Origin of the sequence: Thermomonospora echinospora, assembly GCF_900108175.1 — a bacterium.
GTDB lineage: Bacteria > Actinomycetota > Actinomycetes > Streptosporangiales > Streptosporangiaceae > Thermomonospora > Thermomonospora echinospora.
Window position 1 is genome coordinate 226,512 of sequence record NZ_FNVO01000003.1, and the last position, 22,949, is coordinate 249,460.

General features: G+C 73.0%; 22 protein-coding genes. 10 read left to right on the forward strand and 12 right to left on the reverse strand.

Going from position 1 to position 22,949, the window contains the following annotated elements:
* Window positions 1-145 precede the first annotated feature (145 nt).
* Together C4U03_RS08550 and C4U03_RS08555 are read right to left on the reverse strand one after the other, a co-directional pair.
* Entirely contained in the window at window positions 146-886 is a 741-nt protein-coding gene (locus tag C4U03_RS08550; protein WP_103937148.1) for a hypothetical protein, read from the reverse strand.
* Window positions 883-1,401 (reverse strand): SigE family RNA polymerase sigma factor, encoded by a 519-nt coding sequence (locus C4U03_RS08555; RefSeq protein WP_103937149.1) that lies wholly within the window; start codon window positions 1,399-1,401, stop codon window positions 883-885. The genes C4U03_RS08550 and C4U03_RS08555 overlap by 4 nt, the downstream gene beginning before the upstream one ends.
* 74 nt (window positions 1,402-1,475) lie before the next feature.
* Here C4U03_RS08555 and C4U03_RS08560 point away from each other — a divergent pair, with 74 nt between their 5' ends.
* Entirely contained in the window at window positions 1,476-2,192 is a 717-nt protein-coding gene (locus C4U03_RS08560; protein WP_103937150.1) for a pyrimidine reductase family protein, read from the forward strand.
* A 70-nt stretch (window positions 2,193-2,262) separates the two neighbouring features.
* Window positions 2,263-3,339: an ATP-dependent DNA ligase gene (locus tag C4U03_RS08565; protein ID WP_103937151.1), complete on the forward strand. Its 1,077-nt coding sequence runs from the start codon at window positions 2,263-2,265 to the stop codon at window positions 3,337-3,339.
* Window positions 3,340-3,393: 54 nt separating this feature from the next.
* Here the strand turns inward: C4U03_RS08565 and C4U03_RS08570 are convergent, their stop codons facing one another.
* The 4 genes from C4U03_RS08570 to C4U03_RS08585 form a co-directional block, all read right to left on the reverse strand.
* Window positions 3,394-5,064, reverse strand: coding sequence for an alkaline phosphatase D family protein (locus C4U03_RS08570; RefSeq protein WP_103937152.1), 1,671 nt, complete (start codon window positions 5,062-5,064; stop codon window positions 3,394-3,396).
* Between the two features lie 180 nt (window positions 5,065-5,244).
* Window positions 5,245-6,645 carry a sulfatase-like hydrolase/transferase gene (locus C4U03_RS08575; RefSeq protein WP_235017717.1) on the reverse strand — a complete coding sequence of 467 codons (1,401 nt, stop codon included), beginning with the start codon at window positions 6,643-6,645 and terminating at the stop codon, window positions 5,245-5,247.
* 113 nt (window positions 6,646-6,758) lie between these two features.
* Complete coding sequence (locus C4U03_RS08580) at window positions 6,759-7,253, reverse strand: GNAT family N-acetyltransferase (RefSeq protein WP_235017718.1); 495 nt, start codon at window positions 7,251-7,253, stop codon at window positions 6,759-6,761.
* 142 nt (window positions 7,254-7,395) lie between these two features.
* Window positions 7,396-7,587 (reverse strand): DUF4236 domain-containing protein, encoded by a 192-nt coding sequence (locus tag C4U03_RS08585; RefSeq protein WP_103937154.1) that lies wholly within the window; start codon window positions 7,585-7,587, stop codon window positions 7,396-7,398.
* A gap of 237 nt (window positions 7,588-7,824) precedes the next feature.
* Here C4U03_RS08585 and C4U03_RS08590 point away from each other — a divergent pair, with 237 nt between their 5' ends.
* Complete coding sequence (locus C4U03_RS08590) at window positions 7,825-9,792, forward strand: Xaa-Pro dipeptidyl-peptidase (RefSeq protein WP_235017719.1); 1,968 nt, start codon at window positions 7,825-7,827, stop codon at window positions 9,790-9,792.
* A 79-nt stretch (window positions 9,793-9,871) separates the two neighbouring features.
* On the opposite strand, the gene C4U03_RS08595 is transcribed toward C4U03_RS08590, so the two are convergent.
* Complete coding sequence (locus C4U03_RS08595) at window positions 9,872-10,966, reverse strand: DNA polymerase domain-containing protein (protein WP_103937156.1); 1,095 nt, start codon at window positions 10,964-10,966, stop codon at window positions 9,872-9,874.
* 55 nt (window positions 10,967-11,021) lie between these two features.
* Between C4U03_RS08595 and msrB the strand changes: the two genes are divergently transcribed.
* Entirely contained in the window at window positions 11,022-11,423 is a 402-nt protein-coding gene (gene msrB, locus C4U03_RS08600; RefSeq protein ID WP_103937157.1) for a peptide-methionine (R)-S-oxide reductase MsrB, read from the forward strand.
* A gap of 46 nt (window positions 11,424-11,469) precedes the next feature.
* Here msrB and C4U03_RS08605 read toward each other — a convergent pair whose 3' ends face one another.
* Genes C4U03_RS08605 through hemG form a run of 3 tightly spaced genes read right to left on the reverse strand, consistent with a single transcriptional unit; the run spans window position 11,470 to window position 14,299 of the window.
* A complete protein-coding gene (locus C4U03_RS08605; protein WP_103937158.1) occupies window positions 11,470-12,066 on the reverse strand; it encodes a hypothetical protein in 597 nt (198 codons plus the stop codon).
* 57 nt (window positions 12,067-12,123) lie between these two features.
* Entirely contained in the window at window positions 12,124-12,840 is a 717-nt protein-coding gene (hemQ, locus tag C4U03_RS08610) for a hydrogen peroxide-dependent heme synthase (RefSeq protein ID WP_103937159.1), read from the reverse strand.
* A complete protein-coding gene (hemG, locus tag C4U03_RS08615) occupies window positions 12,782-14,299 on the reverse strand; it encodes a protoporphyrinogen oxidase (RefSeq protein ID WP_103937160.1) in 1,518 nt (505 codons plus the stop codon). The genes hemQ and hemG overlap by 59 nt, the downstream gene beginning before the upstream one ends.
* Window positions 14,300-14,450: 151 nt before the next feature.
* On the opposite strand from hemG, the gene C4U03_RS08620 reads away from it, so the two are divergent.
* On the forward strand, window positions 14,451-15,392 hold the full coding sequence (locus C4U03_RS08620; RefSeq protein WP_160146931.1) for a DUF4349 domain-containing protein: 942 nt from the start codon (window positions 14,451-14,453) through the stop codon (window positions 15,390-15,392).
* A gap of 15 nt (window positions 15,393-15,407) precedes the next feature.
* Here the strand turns inward: C4U03_RS08620 and hemE are convergent, their stop codons facing one another.
* Window positions 15,408-16,376 carry a uroporphyrinogen decarboxylase gene (hemE, locus tag C4U03_RS08625; RefSeq protein ID WP_235017750.1) on the reverse strand — a complete coding sequence of 323 codons (969 nt, stop codon included), beginning with the start codon at window positions 16,374-16,376 and terminating at the stop codon, window positions 15,408-15,410.
* Between the two features lie 249 nt (window positions 16,377-16,625).
* Between hemE and C4U03_RS08630 the strand changes: the two genes are divergently transcribed.
* From C4U03_RS08630 to C4U03_RS08640, 3 genes are all read left to right on the forward strand, one after another.
* A complete protein-coding gene (locus C4U03_RS08630; RefSeq protein ID WP_103937163.1) occupies window positions 16,626-16,814 on the forward strand; it encodes a hypothetical protein in 189 nt (62 codons plus the stop codon).
* Between the two features lie 83 nt (window positions 16,815-16,897).
* Window positions 16,898-17,494 (forward strand): DUF3000 domain-containing protein, encoded by a 597-nt coding sequence (locus C4U03_RS08635; RefSeq protein ID WP_103937164.1) that lies wholly within the window; start codon window positions 16,898-16,900, stop codon window positions 17,492-17,494.
* A gap of 25 nt (window positions 17,495-17,519) precedes the next feature.
* The gene (locus C4U03_RS08640) at window positions 17,520-18,821 is read left to right on the forward strand and encodes a ribonuclease D (RefSeq protein ID WP_103937441.1); all 1,302 of its coding nucleotides are present in this window, start codon (window positions 17,520-17,522) and stop codon (window positions 18,819-18,821) included.
* Between the two features lie 24 nt (window positions 18,822-18,845).
* On the opposite strand, the gene C4U03_RS08645 is transcribed toward C4U03_RS08640, so the two are convergent.
* Complete coding sequence (locus C4U03_RS08645; RefSeq protein ID WP_103937165.1) at window positions 18,846-19,208, reverse strand: hypothetical protein; 363 nt, start codon at window positions 19,206-19,208, stop codon at window positions 18,846-18,848.
* Window positions 19,209-19,505: 297 nt separating this feature from the next.
* Here C4U03_RS08645 and C4U03_RS08650 point away from each other — a divergent pair, with 297 nt between their 5' ends.
* Window positions 19,506-20,708 carry a thiolase family protein gene (locus C4U03_RS08650; protein ID WP_103937166.1) on the forward strand — a complete coding sequence of 401 codons (1,203 nt, stop codon included), beginning with the start codon at window positions 19,506-19,508 and terminating at the stop codon, window positions 20,706-20,708.
* Window positions 20,705-22,810 (forward strand): 3-hydroxyacyl-CoA dehydrogenase NAD-binding domain-containing protein, encoded by a 2,106-nt coding sequence (locus C4U03_RS08655; RefSeq protein WP_103937167.1) that lies wholly within the window; start codon window positions 20,705-20,707, stop codon window positions 22,808-22,810. The genes C4U03_RS08650 and C4U03_RS08655 overlap by 4 nt, the downstream gene beginning before the upstream one ends.
* Window positions 22,811-22,949: the final 139 nt, after the last annotated feature.

Below are 22,949 nucleotides of genomic sequence, written 5' to 3' on the forward strand. Positions count from 1 at the left end.
CCACTCGATTAACGCATTGTGCACCACATCGCCGGGAATCCGCCTCGGGGACTTGACGCCGCCCCGGAGAGCAGGGCGGGCACCGCAGGGGAACCCGGGCCGGCCGGGATGTCCGAATCATGCCCGCCGCGGTCGGACGGCCGGATCAGGCGGTGAGGCGGAGCCCGGAGACCACTTTGCGGATCTCGGCGGACGACACTCCGACTCCTCTCACGCCGACCAGCAGACCGGCCCTGGGCTCCCAGTAGACCCGCGTCTCGGCCGGGCGCCCTCGGCCCACCACCACCGGCGGTACGGTCAGCGCCCGCCCCACGGTCACCGCGTACGGCCGCAGCACCGAGCCGCGGGCCGTCTCCGTCCGCCGGACCTCGGTGAGGCCGTCCCGGCCCACCGCCACCCTGACGGTCAGCGTCTGCCGCCTCACCCCCTGCGGCTCGTACCTGACGGTCCAGGCGCGGACGTCCGCGTCGCCGGCCGGCATGGTGACCAGCGGGACCCGCCGCCAGCCGCGCGGCACGTACCCCACGACGACCAGACGGCTCGGGTCGGGTGCGGCGGACGGGCCCGCACCGGTGCTGGGAGCCGTCATGGTCGGCTCGCCGCCGTGGGAGACCAGCCCGGGGACGACGGCCGCCGCGCTCACCACCCCCATGCCGGACGCCAGCACCACCCCCACCAGGATGGTCGCGTGGATCCGGCTCCAGGGACGGCGGGCCCGGCTGCCATGGATCACCCGCTCGGCCATCGCGCCCGGGAACACCAGGTCCCGGGTGTCCTCGTCGATGGTCGCGCGGATCAGTTCCGCCAGCCCGTCGGCGCGGTCGGGCTCCCGCTCCCGCCGCCAGGTGAGCTCCTCCCTGCGCTCCGGGTCGTCCCAGGCGTTCATCGCCTCGCCCCCTGTGCGATCTCGGTCGTGTGCAACCGGCCCCGTAGTTCCTTCAGCGCCCGGTGCGCCTGGCTCTTCACCGTGCCCACCGAGATGCCCATCAGCCGGGCGGTCTCGGCCTCGGTGCAGCCGCCCCAGTAGCGCAGCGTGATCACCATCCGCTGGCGGGGCGGCAGGCAGGCCAGCGCGCCGCGCACCGCGTCCCGGGTGAGCACCTCGTCGATGGGCGCGTAGGCCACCTGGTCGGAGTGCTCCTCGGCGGCCAGGCCGAGCACCTCCGGATGCCGGCGGCGGCCCCGCCAGCCGTCGCGGACGGCGTTGACGATGCTGCGCCGCACGTACCACTCGGGGTCACCGCGCCGGCGCACGCGGCCCCACCGCCCGTAGAGCCGTTCCAGCGCACCCTGCACCACGTCCTCGGCCTGGTCGCGGTCGCCGGTGAGCGCCACCGCCAGGCGCAGCAGTTCCGGACCGCGGTCCTGGACGAAACGAGTGAAATCGGCGTCGTCGTTCACGGCTCTCCCTCCGGCACCACCTGAAACACGTCCCGCGGGATGAGATGGTTGCCTCGATTGACTAATCTGCGGCAATGCGTTCACTGCCCGCCGATCTCGCCGGCCTCCAGCAGGCGTACGCCTATCCCGCGGACGGGGTGTGGCTGCGCGCCAACATGATCGCCAGCCTCGACGGCGCCGCCTGGTTCGGCGACCGGACCGAGCGGCTGGGCTCGCCCGGCGACCGCCGGCTGTTCCTCGCCCTGCGGGGCATGGCCGATGCGGTGATCGTAGGGGCCGAGACCGTCCGGGTCGAGGGGTACGGACCGGTCAAAAGATCCGGCGAGGACTGGCAGGCGCTGCGCGGCGAGCGCCCCGCCACGCCGCCGCTGGCCATCGTCTCCCGGCGGCTGGACCTGGACCTGGACGCGCCGGTGTTCACCCAGGCCCCCGCGTACGCCCGGACGATCCTGCTGACCACCGAGACCGCCCCGGCCGACCGGCGCACGGCCGCCGAGCAGGTCGCCGAGGTGATCGTGGCGGGCCGGGACGGTATCGACTTTCCGCGGGCGGTCGAGGAGCTGGCGGCGCGCGGGCACCGGCGGCTGCTGTGCGAGGGCGGCCCGAAGATCCTCGCCCGCGCGGCCGCCGACGGGGTGCTGGACGAGCTGTGCCTGACGCTCAGCCCGATGCTGGTCGCCGGGGACGCCGCGCGCATCCTCAACGGCCCGCAGCTCCCCGAGCCCGCGCGCCTGCGGCTGGCGGGGCTGTACACCGAGGACGACTTCCTGTTCCTGCGTTACCGCAGATAGCCGCGCGGCCGCCCGCCGGGGCGCGGCAAGCGCCGCCGGCCCGCGGCCGGGGATGGGGCAGGATGGCGGTGTGGACCTGCCGATCAATCCGCCGCTGTCACCGATGCTGGCCAAGGCGGTCAAGACCATGCCCCGGGGCGACCTGCTGTACGAGCCCAAGTGGGACGGCTTCCGCTGCATCGTCTTCCGGGACGGGGACGAGGTCGAGCTGTCCAGCCGCGGGGAGCGCCCGCTGACCCGCTACTTCCCCGAGCTGGTCGAGGCGGTCCGGCGGGAGCTGCCGGACCGCTGCGTGGTGGACGGGGAGATCGTGCTGCGCCGCGGCCCGGTGCTGGACTTCGACGCCCTCCAGCAGCGCATCCACCCGGCCGCCTCCCGGATCCGGCTGCTGGCCGAGACCACCCCCGCCTCGTTCGTCGCCTTCGACCTGCTGGCGGTGGGCGAGGAGGCGCTGCTGAACGTCCCGCTGGGCGAGCGCCGCCGGCGGCTGGAGGAGACGCTGGCCGACGCCGGCCCGCCGATCCACGTCACCATCGCCTCTGACTCCTACGAAACCGCGCTGCGCTGGTTCGAGGAGTTCGAGGGCGCCGGGCTGGACGGGGTCGTGGCCAAGCCGCGCGGCATCACCTATGAGCCGGACAAGCGGCTGATGTTCAAGGTCAAGCACGAGCGGACCGCCGACTGCGTGGTGGCCGGTTTCCGCTGGCACAAGTCCGGCCCGGTCGTCGGTTCGCTGCTGCTGGGCCTCTATGACGACCGGGGCGCGCTCCAGCACGTCGGGGTGGCCGCGTCCTTCCCGATGAAGCGCCGCGCCGAGCTGGTCGAGGAGCTGCGGCCGTACCGGATGGACGACCTGGCCGGCCACCCCTGGGAGGGGTGGGCGCGGCAGAGCCAGGAGGCCGTCGCCGACCGGATGCCGGGCGCGGTGTCGCGGTGGACGGGCAAGAAGAACCTGTCGTGGGTGGCGCTGCGCCCGGAGCTGGTGTGCGAGGTCGCCTACGACGGGATGGAGGGTGACCGGTTCCGGCACACCGCGCGGTTCCGCCGCTGGCGCACCGACCGGACCCCGCGCTCGTGCGGCTATGCCCAGCTCGAAGTACCGGTGGCCTACGACCTGGACGACGTCCTCGGCGTCAAGGGCGCCTGAGAGGGCGGCGCGACCGGCCGGTGGCCGGTCGCGCCGCTGGGGAAGGGGCGGGGCTCAGGGACGGACGGTCTCGTCGCGGACCGTCTGCCGGCCGAGGTCCTCGGCCCGGGCCGTGGCGGACATGGTCCGCTCCAGCGGGCGCAGGTAGGTCTGCTGGACGCCCGGCACGCGGTCCTCAACGACGAACGTGGCCTTGGTGTGCACCGGGGCGCCCGGCGTGCGGACCTGTGGCAGCACCTTGAAGTCGGCCTTCATCTCGGTCTTGGAGATCTGGGTCAGCACGTAGCCGCGCTGGTTGTTGTAGAAGCGCAGATGCGGGTTGATCTTCAGGAACGAGTGGTCGGCGGGGTTGGAGTCGGCGCCGTCGCCGCCGGTGCTGATGGAGGTGGCCACCAGCTCCGAGCCGACCGTCCGAGAGGTCGGGTCGTCGTAGTCGAGCTTGAGGTCACTGGCCCAGTGGGCGTGCACGTCGCCGGTGAGCACCACCGGATTGCGCACGCCGGCCTCCAGCCAACCCCGGGTGATGCGCTCGCGGGAGGCCACGTAGCCGTCCCAGGCGTCCATGCTGGTCACCTTGAGCGGGCCGGCGTTGTTGTCGCGCTGAGCGAAGAAGACCTGCTGGCCGAGGATGTCCCAGCGGGCCCGGGAGGCACGGAAGCCCTCCAGCAGCCACTTCTCCTGCTCGTCGCCGGTGATGGTGCGCGCGGGGTCCACGGCGGCCGGGCAGTCGCGGTAGCCGTCCCCGCACGCCTGGTCGTCTCGGTACTGGCGGGTGTCGAGCATGTGGAAGGTGGCCAGGCGTCCCCACCTGATCCGCCGGTAGAGCTGCATGTCGATGCCCCGGGGCACGGAGGTGCGGCGCAGCGGCATGTTCTCGTAGTAGGCGCGGAAGGCCGCGGCACGACGCTTGAGGAAGTCGGGCTGGGGGATCTCCGGCTTCTCGTGAACCTCGTCGGCCCAGTTGTTGTCCAGCTCGTGGTCGTCCCACACCACTAGCCAGGGGGCGGCGGCGTGCGCGGCCTGCAGGTCGGGGTCGTTCTTGTACTGGGCGTGCCGCTGCCGGTAGCCGGCCAGGGTCACGGTCTCTGGACCCTCGTGGTCGCGGACGTTGCCGCCCGGGATGGTGTAGTCGTTCTTCTTGTACTCGTACTGGTAGTCGCCCAAGTGCAGGATCAGGTCCGGGTGTTCCTCGGCGAGCCGGCGGTAGGCGGTGAAGTAGCCGTGCTCGAACTGCGAGCACGACACGAACGCCATGGCCAGCGCCGGGCCGTAGGTGAGGGGGTGGGGCGCGGTGCGGGTGCGGCCCACCGGGGAGATGTACCGCTCCACACGGAAGCGGTACCAGTAGTCACGGCCGGCCTCCAGCCCGTTCAGCTCCACATGGACGCTGTGCGCGGACTCCGGGCGGGCGGTGACGACTCCACGCCGCACGATGCGCCGGAACCGCTCGTCGGCCGCCAGTTCCCAGCGGACGGGGACGTTGCGGGACGGCATGCCGCCCCTCCCGTCCTCGGCCAGCGGCTGTGGGGCCAGGCGGGTCCACAGCACGAAGCCGTCGTGGTCGGGGTCGCCGGAGGCGACGCCCAGGGTGAACGGGTCGGAGGACGGCTCTCGGCGCGGCGCCGCCGAGGCGGCGGCGGGTGACATCGCGGTGGCCGCACCGGCGGCCAGCCCGGTGGTGACAAGGAAGGTCCGGCGGTTGAGCGGGAAACGACCGTCGGGCATGAGCGCACCTTTCGGGATGAGTCGGGCATTCGCCGCCCGCCAGCCTCACCAAGATCGGTGGCCGTCCCGTACCGCGAAGATGACGCTCCGTCCAACAGGAGCCGTCCTGTTGCCCCGGCGAGGTTCCCCGGGCGTCGCCCATGCTCTTCGGCGAGGCCCGGGGAAAGCCCGGCCGGTGCTCTAGGACGGGTAGGGGAGCAGCCCCTGGTCGATCTCCTCCCAGCGGGTGCGCAGATCCTTCAGCAGGTCCGCGTGGTGCTGGGCCACGTTGGCCTGCTCGCGCACGTCCTCGGCGAGGTTGTAGAGGGCCTCACCGGAGGAGGAGCGCAGGTACTTCCAGTCACCGCGGCGCAGCGCCCGCGCCGACCTGGTGCGCCAGAACAGGTCGCGCTGCGGCGGCCGCGCCCCCTTGAGCAGGTACGGGACCAGGCTGTGGCCGTCCAGCGGGTACTCGTCCGCGGGCCGGATGCCGGCCGCCTCCAGGATGGTCGCCGTCCAGTCCTGAGTGATCACCGGTACGTGGCTGACCTGGCCGGGCCGGATCGCGGCGGGCCAGCGCAGGATGTTGGGCACCCGGATGCCGCCCTCGTTCAGGCCGGCCTTCTGTCCCGACAGCGGCCAGTTGTAGGAGAACCGCTCGCCGCCGTTGTCGCTGCTGAACAGGACGAGGGTGTTCTTCTCCTGCCCGGTGGCGCGCAGGGCCTGCAGCACCTTGCCGACCGCCGCGTCCAGGCTCTCGACCATCTTGCGGTAGATCTCCAGCGAGCCTCCGTCGCGGTGGGAGAGCGCGTTCGGCTCCCCCGCCTTGACCCGGCGGGTGATCTCGGCGCTGGTCTCGCGGTCGCCTGGGGCCTCCCACGGCCAGTGCGGGGTGGTGAAGTTCAGGTTCAGCAGCCACGGCTTGGTGTGGCGACGGCGGACGAACCCGGCGGCGCGGTCGGCGATGGTGTCGGTGTAGTAGTCCAGCGACTCGACCGGCACCTCCCCCTCGTAGAGGTCGACCCCGGTGCTGGAGATCTTGGAGTAGTAGTCCACGGCGCCGGACAGGTTGCCGAAGAACTCCTCCCAGCCCGACTTGATGGGGCTGAACCAGGGCAGGAAGCCGCAGTGCCACTTGCCGAACATCGCGGTGGCGTACCCGGCGTCCTTGAGCAGCGACGCCAGCGTGGGATGGCTCGGCGGGATGCCGATCTGCTCGTGCGGCCGGGCGATCGGCTCCTCCAGCCCGCCGCGCAGCCGGCCCGGGTAGCGGCCGGTGTAGAGCGCGAACCGGGTGGGCGAGCAGACCGCCGCCGCCGAGTAGGCGTCGGTGAACCGGACGCCCTGGCGCGCCAGGGCGTCCAGGTGGGGGGTGCGGATGTTCGGTGATCCGTAGCTGCCCAGGTCCGCCCAGCCGAGGTCGTCCCCGAGGATGACCAGCACGTTGGGGCGGGCCGGACGGCGCTGCGGCGGGTCGGCCCGGAACGGCCGCTCGTTCGTCTTCGCTTCGGCGGTCCCGCCCGCGAGCACCGCGCCCGCCACTCCGGCGGTGAGCCCCGCCGCCAGCGCGGCCCGGCGCCCGATCCCGTCCTGCTCGACCACTGCGTCCTCTTTTCCTACTGCTTCGGTCAAAACAACCGAAATAGTAGGGAATGGAGATCATCCGCGCAATACCGCAGGTGGACGCGGTGTGAGCGAGGAGGCGCGGGCGCCGGTCAGACGACGGCGCTGCGGCGCTCCAGCAGGACGACGTCGCGCCAGCGGGACTGGCCGCCGAAGTCGTGGCGGCCGACCCGCTCGTGCACGCCCACCCGGCGGAAGCCGAACGCCTCGTGCAGCCGCAGGCTGGCGGTGTTCTCTGGGAAGATCCCCGCCCGCAGCGTCCACAGCCCGGCGCGTTCGCTGGAGTCGATCACGGCGCCGAGCAGGGCGCGGCCGACCCCCCGCCCCTGCGCGCCGGGATGCACGTAGACCGACAGCTCCACGACGCCCCGGTAGACGGCACGGGTGGAGGTCGGCGACAGGGCGACCCAGCCGAGGACTCGGCCGGCGTCCCGTGCCACGAACCGGTGGCCGGGGAGTTTGCCCGCGGAGAACCCCGCCCAGGAGGGCACGGCGGTCTCGAAGGTGGCGTTGCCGCCCTCGATTCCGGCGCGGAAGATGGCGAGCACCTCGTCGGCATGCTCGGACAGCATCGGCACGATCTCCATGCCGGTCACCCTAGGAGACCGTTTTGGCTGCTCACGCCATATCTCGTACGGTAGATACAGGGGGCGCCGGGCTTTGGGGGGAGCGACCGGCGCCCCCCGTTCACTCAGGGGGCGGCCCACCTGCCCGTCGTCGGGCGCGGTGTCAGCGGCGGCGGCCCAGGGTACGGCGCCAGGACAGGCCGGTCCCCGGGATGCGCAGCGTCATCTGCCGGCGCCCGTCGGCGGTCTTGGTGTAGCGGGCGCCGCGGCCGCCCACGCTGTGCCCCACGCCCGTCCTGGACAGGTTGATCCGGAACGGGCCCATCTTGATCGACTTGCGGTAACCCCAGCCCATGATCTCCTCCCGGTCACTTGGGCGATCACCGGCAGGGTTGCCCGGGGCATTCGCCCGTATACCGCACCCCCGATACCGGACAGGCCGAATACTCCGGTTAGGGACCATTGTCCGGCGGTGCAAGGACAAGGATTGCCAAAATGCCCGCCGAGTTAGTCGGATGTCCCCGTTTACTCCCCGGACTTCTTCGATCAGCGTGCCACCTTAGAGATCAATGTCGAACTCTGGAGGTGCGGGTTGTCGAGGAGACCCCTGAGCCGAGGCCCACGCCGGGCCGTGGTCGCCGTGCTGGCGGGCACGGCCCTGGTCGTCCCGATCGGCGGTGTCGCGCAGGCCACGGCGGCGCCCGGGATCGAGGTGCGGGACGGCGTCACCCAGCCCGTCTTCTCCTACCGGGACGCCGTCCGAGAACGCGTGCTGGTCCAGTCCCCGGTGGACAGCGACGGGGACGGCCGGCGCGACCTGGTGAACGTGGACATCATCCGGCCCCGGGAGACCGAACGCGGGCTCAAGGTTCCGGTGATCATCGACGAGAGCCCGTACTACGACAACGCCGGGCGTGGCAACGAGAGCGAGCGTAAGCGCTACGACGCCGCGGGAAACCCGATCAAGTTCCCACTGTTCTACGACAACTACTTCGTGCCGCGCGGATACGCCTTCCTGGCCGTCGACATGATCGGCACCACCCGTTCCGACGGCTGTCCCACCAGCGGCGGCCGGTCCGACGTGCTCGGCGGCAAGGCGGTCGTCGACTGGCTCAACGGCCGGGCGAAGGCGTTCCGGCCGGACGGCAGCCCGGTGCGCGCCACCTGGACGACCGGGGCCGCCGCGATGATCGGCAAGTCCTACGACGGCACGCTGGCCAACGGGGTCGCCGCCACCGGCGTCCAGGGGCTGCGGACCATCGTCCCGATCTCCGCCATCAGCGGCTGGTACAACTACAGCCGCATGAACGGGGTCAAGTACTGGACCGACGAGCAGCCCTGGCTGTCCGACTACGTCGACACCGACCCGCCCGCCAAGTGCGCCGCCGTGCGCGAGGCGATGGACGAGGGCGAGGACGACGACACCGGGAACTACAACCGCTACTGGGCGGAGACCGACTACCGGTCCGGCACGGTCGGCAACGTGGGCAACGTGCGGGCCAGCGTGTTCGCCGTGCACACCGTCAACGACCTCAACGTCAAGGCCGACCACTTCTCACTGTGGTGGAAGGGCCTGGCCGCCCGCGGCGTGCCGCGCAAAGTGTGGATCGCCCAGTACGGCCACGTAGACCCGTTCGACTTCCGCCGCGAGGAGTGGGTCGACACGCTGCACCGGTGGTTCGACCACGAGTTGTACGGCGTCCGCAACGGCATCATGCGCGAGCCCCGCGCCGACGTCGAGATCGGCCCGAACGAGTGGATCACCCAGTCCGACTGGCCCGCCCCCGGAACCAGGTCCCTCACGCTGCGGCCGGGCGGGGACGGCACCCTGGGCCTGAAGAAGGCCCGGCGCGGCGCCACCGGCACGTTCACCGACGCGTCGGGCACCCTGGGCTACGGCGTCACCGAGGAGGAGATGGTCGCCGACCCGGCCGCCGCCAAGCCCCACCGGCTGGCCTACGTGTCCCCGCCGCTGGTCAAGTCCGCCAGGCTGTCCGGGACGCCCACGGCCCGCCTCCGGATCAAGCTCGACAAGCCCACCGCCAACCTCACCGCGCTGCTGGTGGACTTCGGCGAGGACACCCGCGTCGACTATCTCGGTCCCGGCTCGGGAATCCGCACGCTGACCACGGAGAGCTGCCACGGCGAGGCCACCGCCGACGACGACCCCTGCTACCGGGAGACCGAGGCCACCACGGTGACCCGCCCGGCCAACGTGGTGGCGCGCGGCTGGATCGACGCGCAGAACCGCACGTCGCTCAGCGACCCGGCACCGCTCACCCCGGGCCGCTACCACACCGTCCGCTGGCAGACCCTGCCACAGGACTACGTCTTCAAGACCGGCCACCGGATCGCCCTGGTCCTGGCCGGCACCGACGCCGACTACAACACCGAGACACCCACCGGCGCCCGGGTCACGGTCGACCTCGCCGGCACCTCCATCACCGTCCCGGTCGTGCTCGTCGGGGCGCCCACCGATCTAGTGGGCCCGCAGACCAGGTCCGGCTGGCACGGCCCGGCCAAGGTCAAGCTGCCCAGGCAGGCCAGGAAGTTCTACTGATCCGCCGTCTCGCCGCCGCCCCCGGGCTCCCCGGGTGCGGCGGCCCCGTACCGGGGCCATGCCGTCCGGGCGGCCGAGGTCAGGCGTCCACCCCGCGGTCCTCGCGGGCCTTGCTGGGCTGGACGCGCTTGGGCTCGCCGGGCATTTTCGGGTAGTTGGGGGGATAGGGGGCGTCGCCGAGGCCGTGCTCGCGTTCGTCGCGGTCGGCCAGCTCCAGCAGCGGCTCCAGCGAGAACGCCCGGTCGTCGATGGCGGCGTGCGGGTCGCCGAGCTCGGCGAAGCGGGCCGGCATGGTGGCGATCGTGAAGTCCGCAGGCTCGGCGTCCGGCAGCTCCTCCCAGGTCAGCGGGGCGGAGACAGGGGCGTGCGGGAGGGGGCGGACGCTGTAGGCCGAGGCGATGGTGCGGTCACGGGCGTTCTGGTTGTAGTCGATGAAGACCTGCTCGCCCCGCTCCTCCTTCCACCACCTGCTGGTGACCTGCCCCGGCGCCCGGCGCTCGATCTCGCGGGCGAACGCCAGCGCCGCCCGCCGCACCTCGGTGAACGTCCAGCGGGGCTCGATGCGCACGTAGACGTGCACGCCCGCCTTGCCGGAGGTCTTGGGGAAGCCCACCATGCCCAGCTCGTCCAGCAGTTCGCGGACCGGCCCCAGCGCCACCCGCACCGCGTCGGCGTAGCCGGTGCCCGGCTGGGGGTCGAGGTCGATGCGCAGCTCGTCCGGATGGTCGACGTCACCGGAGCGGACCGGCCAGGGGTGGAACGTCAGGGTGCCGAGGTTGGCGGCCCAGGCCGGCACGGCGGGCTCGCGGGGGCAGACCTCGTCGGCCGACCGGCCGCTGGGGAAGGTGATGCGGGCGGTGGTCACCCATTGCGGGGCGCCCTTGGGCACCCGCTTCTGGTAGAAGGCGTCGGACCTGCCCGCCGGCAGGCCGGCCTGCCCCCGGGCGTAGTCCTCGCGGGTGGCCATCCGCGCGCCCGCCACCACCCCGCCCGGCCAGCGCTCCAGGGTGGTGGGACGGTCGTACACGGCGCGCAGCAGGCCGTCGCCGACCGCGAGGAAGTACTCCACGAGATCGCGCTTGGTGTATCCGCGCTCCGGAAAATAGACCTTGTCGGGGTTGGTGATCTTGACAGTGCGCTCCCCGACCCGGATCTCGATGTACGGCGACGCCATGGCAGCAAGCTACGCCACAGCACCGACATCCGCGGGGAGAGGTACGGTCGATGGCATGGAGAAGGTCCACAAGAGCGAGGAAGAATGGCGGGCCCAGCTCAGCCCCGAGGAGTACCACGTGCTCCGCGAGGCCGGCACGGAACGGCCGTTCACCGGTGAGTACACCGACACCAAGACGGTCGGCGTCTACCGCTGCCGGGCCTGCGGAGCGGAGCTGTTCCGGTCGCAGACCAAGTTCGAGTCGCACTGCGGCTGGCCGAGCTTCTACGCCCCGGCCGACTCCGACGCCGTGGTGCTGCTGGAGGACCGCTCGCTCGGCACGGTCCGCACCGAGGTCCGCTGCGCCCGCTGCGACTCCCACCTCGGCCACGTCTTCCACGGCGAGGGCTACGCCACGCCCACCGACGACCGCTACTGCATCAACAGCATCTCGCTGACCCTGGAGCCGCAGGAGTAGCCCCGGCACCGCCCGGCAGGCCGGCACCGTCGCGGCGGCGAGACCCTCAGCGGGTCTCGCCGACCCGGCAGTCGTCGTCGGCGCTCTGCTTGTTGGCGAGCACGACATGGCCGTTGTCGTTCTCCTTGGCGTGCACGAAGACGATCGGCTCGCCCTCGCCGACGTGCTCGCGCAGGAACTCCGCCGTCCACTCGCACAGCGAGATCGCGGGCTTGGAGTTCTCGTCTCCCTCCCGCAGGTCGGTGTAGACCCGCAGGAACGAGCCGCTGCGGCGGACGTCCTCGACGTGCCCGGCCACCTTGCGCCCGGGGTCCTTGGTCAGGAAGAACGCCTCCGCGTCCGGCACCTGGTCCGGGTCGGCGCCCGCCCCGGTGGCGGTGGTGACGGTGACGGTCGGCGAGGGCGTGGCCTGCCGCGCGGCGGCCTGGGCCGCCAGCCCGTCCGACGGGCCGGCGCCGGAACCCGGCAGCCACAGCACCGCTCCCCCGGCCACCGCCAGCAGCACGGCCGACACCGAACCGGTGCCGATGGCGATGACCTTGCGGCGGTCGCGCTCGCTGAGGGCGGCGTCGATCAGGCGATCGCATCGGACGCGCAACCGGGACGGGGGCTTGGCATGGCGGCCGTAGCGTCTTTCGGTCACGTCCGGAACCTTACCGACCCGTACCCCGCCGCACGGCCGGATGCGGCGGGTTCCCCGTCACGGCAGGGCGGCCACCAGTTCAGCGACCGGCTTGCGGCGTCCGGTGTAGAACGGGACCTCCTCGCGGACGTGCCGGCGGGCCTCCGATCCGCGCAGGTGCCGCATCAGGTCCACGATGCGGTGCAGCTCGTCGGCCTCGAACGCCAGGATCCACTCGTAGTCGCCCAGCGCGAACGACGAGACAGTGTTGGCCCGCACGTCCGGGTAGCCGCGCGCCATCTGCCCGTGCTCGGCCAGCATCGCGCGCCGCTCGGTGTCGGGCAGCAGGTACCACTCGTAGGAGCGGACGAACGGGTAGACGCACACGTAGGCCCGTGCCTCCTCCTCGGCCAGGAACGCCGGGACGTGGCTCTTGTTGAACTCGGCCGGGCGGTGCAGCGCCATCTGCGACCACACCGGCTCGCAGGAGCGGCCGAGGGCGGTGCGCCGGAACCGGCCGTACACCTCCTGCAGGTCGTCCGAGCTCGGCGCGTGCCACCAGAACATGAAGTCGGCGTCGGCCCGGAACCCGCTCACGTCGTACAGGCCGCGCGTGGTCACGTCCTTGCCGGTGGCCTGCACGAGCAGATCCTCGACCTCCCCGGCCACCTCGTCGGCCCGCTCCACCGGCCGGGCGACCCGGAAGACCGACCACATGGTGTACCGGATCACCTGGTTAAGGTCGCGCGCCTTGGCGCCCCGTGTCACCGGCCTGCCGGCGTTGTCCGTTGTCATGATCGCTGCCTCCTCGGCTCTCCAGCTGCTCCAGCACCCGGCCCGCCGCCGCCCGCGCGGTGGCGATGCACGCCGGGACGCCCAGTCCGTCATAGGCCGCGCCCGCCACCGCCAGCCCCGGCACGGCGGCCACCGCGGCGCGGATGCGGGCCACCCGGTCGGCGTGGCCCACCGTGTACTGCGGGAGCCCGCCGCCCCAGCGGGTGACCCGGGTTTCGACCGGCAGCCCCCGCACCCCGCAGACCTCGGCGAGCTCAGCGATCGCGGCGGCCCTCAGCTCCTCGTCGGAGCGCTGCAGCGTGTGCTCCTCCCCGAAGCGCCCGATGGAGCATCGGACGACGATCAGGTCCGGGGCCCGCTCGGTGAGCTGCGGCCACTTGACCGAGCTGAACGTCACCGCCTTGACCTGACGTCCCTCGACCGCAGGCACAAGATACCCGCTGACCGTGGGGCGGCGGGGAAACGCCGACGCCGGGTAGGCCAGGGTGATGATGGCCATGCTCGCGTACTCGATGCGCGCCAGCTCGCGGGACGCCGCCGGGACCTCGGCTGCCAGCAGCCGCGCGGCGGGCTGTGCCGGGACGGCCACGACCACCGCGTCCGCGTCCAGTTGCTCGGGCTCGCGGGCCGGGCCGAGGGTGAGCCGCCAGCCGCCGTCCGGGCGCCGGGCCATCTCGCGCACCATGGCCTGCGTGCGGATCGTGCAACCGCCCCCCGCCGAGTCCGCCCCTGAATCCGCCCCTGAATCCGCCCCTGAATCCGCCATGGAGTCCGCCAGCAGGAGCGGCAGGGTGCCCATCCCGTCGGGCAGCGACGTGAACACCGGGCCCGCGTCCTTGGGCGCCGCGCCGCGCAGGCCCCGGGCGGCGGTGATCAGCGAACGGTGGGTGCGCGCGGCGGCGGCGACATTGGCCATCGTGGCCTCGAACGACAGCTCCTCGGTCCGCCCGGCGTAGACGCCGCCGAGCAGGGGCTCCACGAGACGGTCGACGACCTCCCGGCCGAGCCGCGCCCCGACGTACCCGGCCACCGACACGTCCGAGCCCAGCGGGGTCTTCGGCAGCACCAGGTCGAGCGCGGCCCTGGCCGTCCCGGCCGCGGGCAGCACCTGCGAGGCGGCCAGCGCGCGCAGGTCGGTGGGCACTCCCATCATCTGCCCGGCGGGCAGGGCGCGCAGCGCGCCGCGGCTGAGGACGGCCGAGCTAGTGGCGGCCGGGTGCACCCGCTCGCCGGAGACCCCCAGTTCGCGCAGTAGTTCCAGCCCCTCGGGACGGCGGGCCAGCAGCGACTCGGCGCCCTCGTCCACCGGGATCCCGGCGATCTCGCTGACCTGGAGCTTGCCGCCGATCCGCGGCGCCCCCTCCAGGAGGGTGACCCGGGCGCCGCCGCGGACCAGGAACCACGCCGCGGTCAGGCCCGCGATCCCGCCGCCGACGACAACGACATGGGGAAGCCTCATGGTTCAACCTTCCCAGACCCCCGCCGACCCCCTCATCCGACCCACCCGTAGCGGGCGGCCGTGACCTCGGCGCGCCGTACCCGTGATCCGATCGGGACCGAACCGGCGAACCGGTGATGGAGGTCACATGCGTCCAACCGTCATGAGCAGCGTGAAATCAGCCAGATCCCTTCCGGGCGCCCTGCTGGTCGCGTTCCTGGTGGCGCCGATCCTCGCCGGCTGCGGAGGCGGCTCCCTGGACAGTGCGAGCACCGCGCAGGAACCGGCCCAGCCCCAGCGCGGAGCGCCCGCCGCCGGGGCGCGGGACGGAGCGGGCGAGGCGGCCGGCGACGGCGAGAACGCGGCGGGCGCGCCCGGCCGGCTCACCGAGCAGGCCAAGCCCGGCCGGCCCGCGGAGCAGGTCAAGCTCAACCCCGCCGGGGCGCGGGCGGTCGTGTACACCGCGACACTGCGGGTGCGGGCGCCGAACGTGGACCGGGCCTCGGCGCAGGCCAAGCAGCTCGTGACGGCGGCCGGCGGCTACGTGCAGTCGGAGTCGGCCGCGGCCGCCGACAGCGCCGATCTCACGTTCAAGATCCCCTCCGACCGCTACACCGCCACGCTCGACCAACTCGCCGGCCGGCTCGGCACCAGGATGTCGCTGACCCAGCAGGCCGAGGACGTCACCGAGGAGGTGGCCGACGTCGAAAGCCGGGTGCGCTCGGCGGAGGCGGCGCTGGACTCCTTCCGCAAGCTGCTGGACCGGGCCAACACCGTTGGCGAGGTCATCAACGTCGAGCAGGAGATCGCCCGCAGGCAGGCGGAGCTGGAGTCGTTGCAGGCCCGGCAGAAATCGCTGGCCCATCAGACCGGCTACGCGACCGTGACGCTGGAGCTGAGGGGTCCCGACAAGGGCGAGGGCGCCGGGGGCGACGACGAGCGCGGCGGCTTCCTCGGCGGGCTGGAGCGCGGCTGGAACGGGCTGGTGGCGATCGGCTCCGGGCTGGCGGTGGCGACCGGCACCCTGCTGCCGTTCCTGGCGGTGGCCGCGGCGATCGGCCTGGTCGTGCTGGGCGTGCGCCGTCTGGTGCGGGCCCGCCGCGCCACCGGCTGACGGCCGGGCCCGCGGTTACCGGGCCGACACCTCGTGGACCAGGTCGGCCAGGCGGGCGAGCTGGTCCGGGTCGGTGGTCGGCAGCACCCCGTGGCCCAGGTTGAAGATGTGGCCCTCGGCGGTGCGGCCCCGGTTCAGCACGTCGCGGGCCCGCCGCTCGACGACCTCCCACGGGGCGAACAGGATCGCCGGGTCGAGGTTGCCCTGCAGCGCCTTGCCCGGGTCGACCCGGCGGACCGCCTCGTCCAGCGGCACCCGCCAGTCGACGCCCACCACGTCCGCCCCGGCCTCGCCCATCAGGCCCAGCAGCTCGCCGGTGCCCACGCCGAAGTGGATGCGCGGCACGCCCAGCGGCTCGATCGCCTCGAAGATCCGGCGGGTGTGCGGCAGCACCGACTCGCGGTAGTCGTCCGGGCCGACCGCGCCGACCCAGGAGTCGAACAGCTGGATCGCCCCGGCCCCGGCCTCGACCTGCACCTTGAGGTAGTCGATGGTGATGTCGGCCAGCCGCCCCATCAGGTCGGCCCACAGCCCGGGCTCGCCGTACATCATCGCCTTGGTGTGGTCGTGGTTCTTGGACGGGCCGCCCTCGATCAGGTAGGAGGCCAGGGTGAACGGCCCGCCGGCGAACCCGATCAGCGGCGTGTCGCCCAGCTCGCCCACCAGCGCGCCGACCGCCTCGGTGACGTAGGGGACGTCGTCGGGGGTGAGCCGGCGCAGCGCGGCCACGCCCGCCCGGTCCCGGATCGGGTCGGCGACCACCGGGCCGACCCCGGGCTTGATGTCCAGGTCGACGCCGATGGCCTTGAGCGGGACCACGATGTCGCTGAAGAAGATCGCCGCGTCCACCGCGTACCGGCGCAGCGGCTGCAGCGTGATCTCCACGATCAGTTCGGGCCGGGCGCAGGCCTCCAGCATCGGCACGCCCTCGCGCACCCGCAGGTACTCGGGCAGCGAACGGCCCGCCTGCCGCATGAACCACACCGGGGTGTGCGGCACCGGCTGACGGCGGCAGGCCTTCAGGAACGCGCTCTGGGACGGGCCGGAGCCGGTCCGCGGATCAGTGTCAGAAGCCACCCGTCGATGCTCCCACGCCCGGTCCCCGGTCCCGTACCCAGGCCGGTCCCGGCACCGGCACATTCGAACGGACTTCCGGACACGCCGCCGGAAGTCCCGCATTCCGTCAGTGCCCCATGGCAGCGTGGGGCGGGTCAGAGCCGGAGGAGGTCTCCCTTGTCCTGCCCCACCCTGTTCTGCTCGGACTGCGGCGGCGACCGGCCCTTCGAGCAGCCTCCCTGCGCCGACGGGCACGGCGCCGAGTGCCCCGAGCGGGCCTGCACCGTGTGCGGCACGGCGGTCCTCGCCGGTGCCGTGCCGCCGGCCGCCCGGCCGTCCGCCTCCGCCCGTCACCGGGCCGCCTAGCGGCCCCCGACCCCCGAGACCGTGCGGTGCCTCCATCTCTCACCCGTCCCGCCGTCCCCGCCAGCGCCACGGCCGGCCCGGACATGAACCGGGACACGCCCCCCGACCCGAACGCCGAGCCGGCCCCCTTCCGGCGGGCCCGCGACACGCTGCGCCGGATCCTCGACGGCCCTCCGCTCCGGCCCGAGCTGGAGCTGGAGGACATGCCCGCCCCGCAGCGGCTGGCGCCGCACGCGGTGGCGCTGGCGGGCTCGGTCTGCCGCGAGGGGGACGACATCGTCGCCACCGGGCGGCTGATCGTGCTGTACGACCCGGACGGGCGCGACGGCTGGACCAGCGGTTTCCGGGTGGTCGCCTACATCCAGGCGGACCTGGAGCCGGACATCGCCGCCGACGAGCTGATCGGCAGCGTGGCCTGGAGCTGGCTGATCGAGGCGCTGGAGGCCGCCGGGTACGCCGACGCCTCCGGGACGATCACCCGGGCGGTCTCGGAGAGCTTCGGCGCCAAGCGCGACGACCCGGCCACCACCGAGCTGGAGATCCGCGCCTCCTGGTCGCCCGCCGGCGACGATCTGACCGGGCATGTGGCGGCGTGGTGCGAGGTGATGTGCATGGCCGCCGGGCTGCCGCCGGCGGGGGTCAGCGCACTGCCCGACCGATCCGGCGGCCCACGCCCGTAGACGGCGTACGGTAGGGCTCGTGGGAGTGTCTGAAACCGAAGCCGCCGAACCCGACGCCGAAAGCCCTCGGAGCGCCGCGGAGCGCGAGATCACACGGCAGGAGGCCGTCCGCGCCGACGCGGTGCCGCTGCTGGACCCCCGCGAGGGCATTCCCCCGGTGGTCGTCGACGCCACCGCTCTGGAACGCGTCGTCCGGAGCTTCGCGGCGGGGTACGGGCCGGTGGCGGTGGACGCCGAGCGGGCCTCGGGCTACCGGTACGGGCAGCGCGCCTACCTCGTCCAGCTGCGCCGGCAGGGGTCCGGCACGGCGCTGATCGATCCGATCGCCTGCCCCGACCTGTCCCGCCTGGACGCGGTGCTGGCCGATGCGGAGATGGTGCTGCACGCCGCCAACCAGGACCTGCCGTGCCTGGCCGAGGTGGGACTGCGGCCGCGGCGGCTGTTCGACACCGAGCTGGCCGGGCGGCTACTGGGACATCCCAAGGTGGGGCTGGGCTCGATGGTGGAGAACGTGCTCGGCTTTGTGCTGGAGAAGGGCCACTCGGCCGCGGACTGGTCGACCCGCCCGCTGCCGGAGGACTGGCTGCGCTACGCGGCGCTGGACGTGGAGCTGCTGATCGAGCTGCGCGACGCGCTGCACGCGGAGCTGGAGCGCGCCGGGAAGCTGGAGTGGGCGCTGGAGGAGTTCGCCGCGGTGCTGTCCACCCCACCCAAGGCGCCGCGCCCCGACCCCTGGCGCCGTACGTCCGGCGTGCACCGGGTGCGCAGCCGGCGGCAGCTGGCGATCGTCCGGGAGGTGTGGCTGGCCCGTGACCGGCTGGCCCGCGAGCGGGACCTGTCCCCCGGCCGGGTGCTGCCCGACAGCGCGATCGTGCAGCTGGCGCTGGAGTCGCCGCGCACCCCGGCCGAGCTGCTGGCGCTGCCGACGATGCGCGGCCGAGGCGCGCGCCGGCACCAGTCGGCATGGCTGCGCGCGGTGACCAGGGCGCAGGGGCTGCCGGACTCGGCGCTGCCGCCGCCCAGCCAGCCGGGCGATGGCCCGCCGCCCACCCACCGCTGGGCCGAGCGCGACCCGCAGGCCGCCAAGCGCCTGTCGGCCGCCCGCACGGTGGTCGCGGCGCTGGCCGACGAGCACACCATGCCCGCCGAGAACCTGCTGCAGCCGGACTCGGTGCGGCGGCTGGCCTGGTCGCCGCCCGCGGAGGTCTCGGCCGCCACGGTCGGCGGCGCGCTGCGCGCCCTGGGCGCCCGCGACTGGCAGGTCCGGCTGGTGGCCACCCCCCTGGCCAAGGCGCTGCTGCGGCTGGAGGCCAAGGGCGACCGGTGACGGGCCGGGGCCGCACACGCGGCCTCACAAGTCCGGGTGCGGGTCCTCGGGCAGGGTGTCGCGGGCGAAGACCTCGGCGTCGGCGGCGTTGACGACCGGCACGTACTCGTCGTCCACCTCGAAGTCCACCCCGCCGAACTCGAAGAACGCTCCCCCGCCCACGTCCACCGGGCCGATCCGGGTGCGGCGCGGATAGGTCCCCCACACCGACTTGGGCTTGGTGCGGCTCAGCGTCCCGGTGGAGATCACCGTGATCGCGGTGTCGGTCACCACGAACACGAAGTGGGATCCGCCTCCCGGGTGGGAGGCGGGAAAGATGTAGCGGATCTCCTCGAAGAGGTCGAGGAAGTCCCGGCAGCGTTCACGAAGCGGGCGAGGTACGGGCACGGCGGTCGGCTCCCAGCGGCTCCGGCGGGCGGCTGACGGCTCCCATCATGCTCTCGGACACGGCCCCGCCGCGACCGTCCGATCATGTTCCGGTGCAGCGCGCCCGAACGCCAGAGCAGGTACGGGCCCGGGGGAACCGGCCGGTCAGTAGTTACTGACGAGTAGCGTTTTGAGTTACCCGCGAGTAGCATCGTGGTCGTGGGTACTCGTGCCCGCCACCGCTCCGGCGGACGGCCGTGACCGGGCGGGCACGAGGCTCAACACCTGGCGCATCCACCGCATTGGGAGGGACCACCCGTGCCGCGTACCGCACGCGACGTCGTGTTCGTCGACGGCGTCCGCACACCGTTCGGCAAGGCGGGCCCCAAGGGCCTGTACGCCGAGACCCGCGCCGACGACCTGGTCGTCCGCGCGATCCGGGAGTTGCTGCGGCGCAATCCGTCGCTGCCCCCCGAGCGCGTGGACGAGGTCGCCATCGCCGCGACCACCCAGACCGGCGACCAGGGCCTGACCATCGGCCGCTCGGCCGCCGTGCTGGCCGGGCTGCCCAAGAGCGTCCCCGGGTACGCCATCGACCGGATGTGCGCGGGCGCCATGACCGCCGTCACCACCACCGGCGCGGGCATCGCCTTCGGCGCCTACGACGTGGCGATCGCCGGCGGCGTCGAGCACATGGGCCGGCACCCGATGGGCGAGGGCGTCGACCCCAACCCCCGCTTCCTGGCCGACAAGCTGGTGGACCCGTCCGCGCTGGTCATGGGCTCCACCGCGGAGAACCTGCACGACCGGTTCCCACAGCTCACCAAGGAGCGCGCCGACGCCTACGCGGTGCGCAGCCAGCAGAAGGTCGCCGCCGCCTACGCGGCCGGCAAGATCCAGCCCGACCTGGTGCCGACCGCCATCCGCTCCGCCGAGCGGGGCTGGGGGCTGGCCACCGAGGACGAGCCGCCCCGGCCGACCACCACGATGGCCGACCTGGCGGGCCTGAAGACCCCGTTCCGGGTGCACGGCAACGTCACCGCCGGGAACGCGGCCGGCCTCAACGACGGCGCCACCGCCTGCCTGCTGGCCGCCGAGGACGTCGCCGCCGAACTGGGCCTGTCCGCCCGGATGCGGCTGGTGGACTACGCCTTCGCCGGAGTCGAGCCGGAGGTCATGGGCGTCGGCCCGGTGCCGGCCACCGAGAAGCTGCTCGCCCGCAACTCGCTGACCATGGACGACATCGGCCTCATCGAGATCAATGAGGCGTTCGCGGTGCAGGTGCTGGCCTTCTTGGAGCACTTCAAGATCGCTGACGACGATCCGCGGGTCAACCCGTGGGGCGGCGCGATCGCCGTCGGCCACCCGCTGGCCTCCTCCGGCGTACGGCTGATGAACCAGCTGTCGCGGCTGTTCGCCGAGCACACCGACGTCCGGTACGGGCTGACCACCATGTGCGTCGGCATGGGCATGGGCGGCACCGTGCTGTGGGAGAACCCGAATTTCGAGGGGGCGAAGTGAGTAGCGTCCAGACCTGGCGTTCGCTGCTGGCCGGCGAGGACCGCAACGCCGACGAAGTGGTCACCCAGGCGCTCGTGCGCGAGGTCGAGCTGCCGTTCGGCGCCGGCCGGGCGGCGCTCATCACGCTGGACAACGGGCACGACCACACCAAGCCGAACACCTTCGGGCCGCGCGGCCTGCTCGCCCTCGGCGACGCGCTGGACCGGGTGGCCGCCCGCGACGACCTGGTGGCCGTCTGCCTCACCGGCAAGCCGTTCATCTTCGCGGTCGGCGCCGACCTCAAGGGCGTGCCGTCGATCGCAAGCCGGCAGGAGGCCCAGCTCATCGCCGAACTGGGCCACGAGGTGTTCCGACGGCTCGGCGAGCTGGCGATCCCCTCGTTCGCGTTCGTCAACGGCGCGGCCCTGGGCGGCGGCCTGGAGGTGGCGCTGCACTGCACCTACCGGACGATCTCCGAGGGCGTGCCCGCAGTGGCGCTGCCAGAGTGCTTCCTCGGGCTGGTGCCCGGCTGGGGCGGCACCCACCTGCTGCCCAACCTGATCGGCGCGGAGAAGGCGATCAAGCTGATCATCGACAACCCGCTGGCCCAGAACAGGACGATCAACGGGCGGCAGGCCTACGGGCTGGGCGTCGCCGACGCGTTGTTCGAGGCGGCCGACTTCCTGGAGGAGTCGCTGGCCTGGGCCGCCCGGGTCGTCAAGGGCGAGATCACGGTGCGCCGTCCCGCGATCGACCGGGGCCAGGCCTGGGACAAGGCCGTCGAGGGCGCCCGCTTCGCGCTGCTGAACAAGCCGCAGGCCGCCCCGCACCGGGCGCTCGACCTGGTCGCCGCCGCCAGGACGGCCACCCGGGACGAGGGCTTCGCCGCCGAGGACGAGGCGCTGGCCGACCTCATCATGAGCGACGAGCTGCGCGCCGGGCTGTACGCGTTCGACCTCACCCAGAAGCGCGCCAAGCGGCCCGCCGGGGCGCCCGACAAGGCACTGGCCCGTCCGGTCACCAAGGTCGGCGTGGTGGGCGCGGGCCTGATGGCCGGCCAGCTCGCGCTGCTGTTCGCCCGCCGCCTGGAGGTGCCGGTCGTACTGACCGACCTCGACCGAGAGCGCCTGGACAAGGGCGTCGGTTACGCGCACGGTGAGATCGACAAGCTGGCCGCCAAGGGCCGCGTCTCCGCCGACCAGGCCAACCGGCTCAAGGGGCTGATCACCGGCTCGCTGACCAAGGACGCCTTCGCCGACGCCGACTTCGTCATCGAGGCGGTCTTCGAGGAGATGTCGGTCAAGCAGCAGGTGTTCGCCGAGGTCGAGGCGGTCGTGTCGGCCGAGTGCGTGCTGGCCACCAACACCTCCTCGCTGTCGGTCACCGAGATGGCCGCCGGGCTGGCGCACCCCGAGCGGGTGGTGGGCTTCCACTTCTTCAACCCGGTCGCGGTGCTGCCGCTGCTGGAGATCGTCCGCGGTGCGCAGACCGACGACGCCGCGCTGGCCACCGCGTTCGCGGTCGGCAGGCGGCTGAAGAAGTCCTGCGTGCTGGTCAAGGACGCGCCCGCGTTCGTGGTCAACCGGATCCTGCTGCGGCTGCTGGCCGAGATCGTGGCGGCGGTGGACGAGGGCACCCCGATCGAGACGGCCGAGCGGGCCGCCGCGCCGCTGGGCCTGCCGATGCCGCCGTTCGTGCTGATGGGGCTGGTCGGCCCGGCGATCGCGCTGCACGTCAACGAGACGCTGCACGCCGCCTTCCCAGACCGGTTCCCGCTGTCGGACAACCTGGCCAAGATGGTGGCCGCCGGCAAGACCGGCGTCTACCGGCCCGATCTCACCCTCGACCCGGAGGTCGTGGAGATCTTCTCCGGCGGTACCAGCCCGTCCACCGAGGAGCAGGTGCTGGAGCGCGCGGTGCGGGCGCTGGCCCAGGAGATCCGGATCATGCTGGACGAGGGCGTGGTGGCCGAGCCCGCCGACATCGACCTGTGCCTGATCCTGGGCGCGGGCTGGCCGTTCCACCTGGGCGGCATCACCTCGTACCTGGACCGGACCGGCGTGTCCGAGCAGGTCACCGGCCGCCGCTTCCTGCCGCCGGGCGTGGCCTCGCTGCCCGCCTGACCCCCGGGCGCCGGCCGGGCACGTGAGGGCCTGGCGGGTCCTGGGAAAGATGACCGTGCGGGCGGGGGGAGCCGGAGCCTCCTGCCCGCACGGGACATCGGTAGACCCCGCTGCCCGCGGCCGAGGCAACGGTGTCGAA

Coding starts and splice junctions, on each gene's coding strand:
- C4U03_RS08550 (WP_103937148.1), bottom strand. CDS start 886: ATGAACGCCTGGGACGACCCGGAGCGCAGGGAGGAGCTCACCTGGCGG.
- C4U03_RS08560 (WP_103937150.1), top strand. CDS start 1,476: ATGCGTTCACTGCCCGCCGATCTCGCCGGCCTCCAGCAGGCGTACGCC.
- C4U03_RS08570 (WP_103937152.1), bottom strand. CDS start 5,064: ATGCCCGACGGTCGTTTCCCGCTCAACCGCCGGACCTTCCTTGTCACC.
- C4U03_RS08580 (WP_235017718.1), bottom strand. CDS start 7,253: ATGGAGATCGTGCCGATGCTGTCCGAGCATGCCGACGAGGTGCTCGCC.
- C4U03_RS08585 (WP_103937154.1), bottom strand. CDS start 7,587: ATGGGCTGGGGTTACCGCAAGTCGATCAAGATGGGCCCGTTCCGGATC.
- C4U03_RS08595 (WP_103937156.1), bottom strand. CDS start 10,966: ATGGCGTCGCCGTACATCGAGATCCGGGTCGGGGAGCGCACTGTCAAG.
- msrB (WP_103937157.1), top strand. CDS start 11,022: ATGGAGAAGGTCCACAAGAGCGAGGAAGAATGGCGGGCCCAGCTCAGC.
- hemQ (WP_103937159.1), bottom strand. CDS start 12,840: ATGACAACGGACAACGCCGGCAGGCCGGTGACACGGGGCGCCAAGGCG.
- hemG (WP_103937160.1), bottom strand. CDS start 14,299: ATGAGGCTTCCCCATGTCGTTGTCGTCGGCGGCGGGATCGCGGGCCTG.
- C4U03_RS08635 (WP_103937164.1), top strand. CDS start 16,898: ATGAACCGGGACACGCCCCCCGACCCGAACGCCGAGCCGGCCCCCTTC.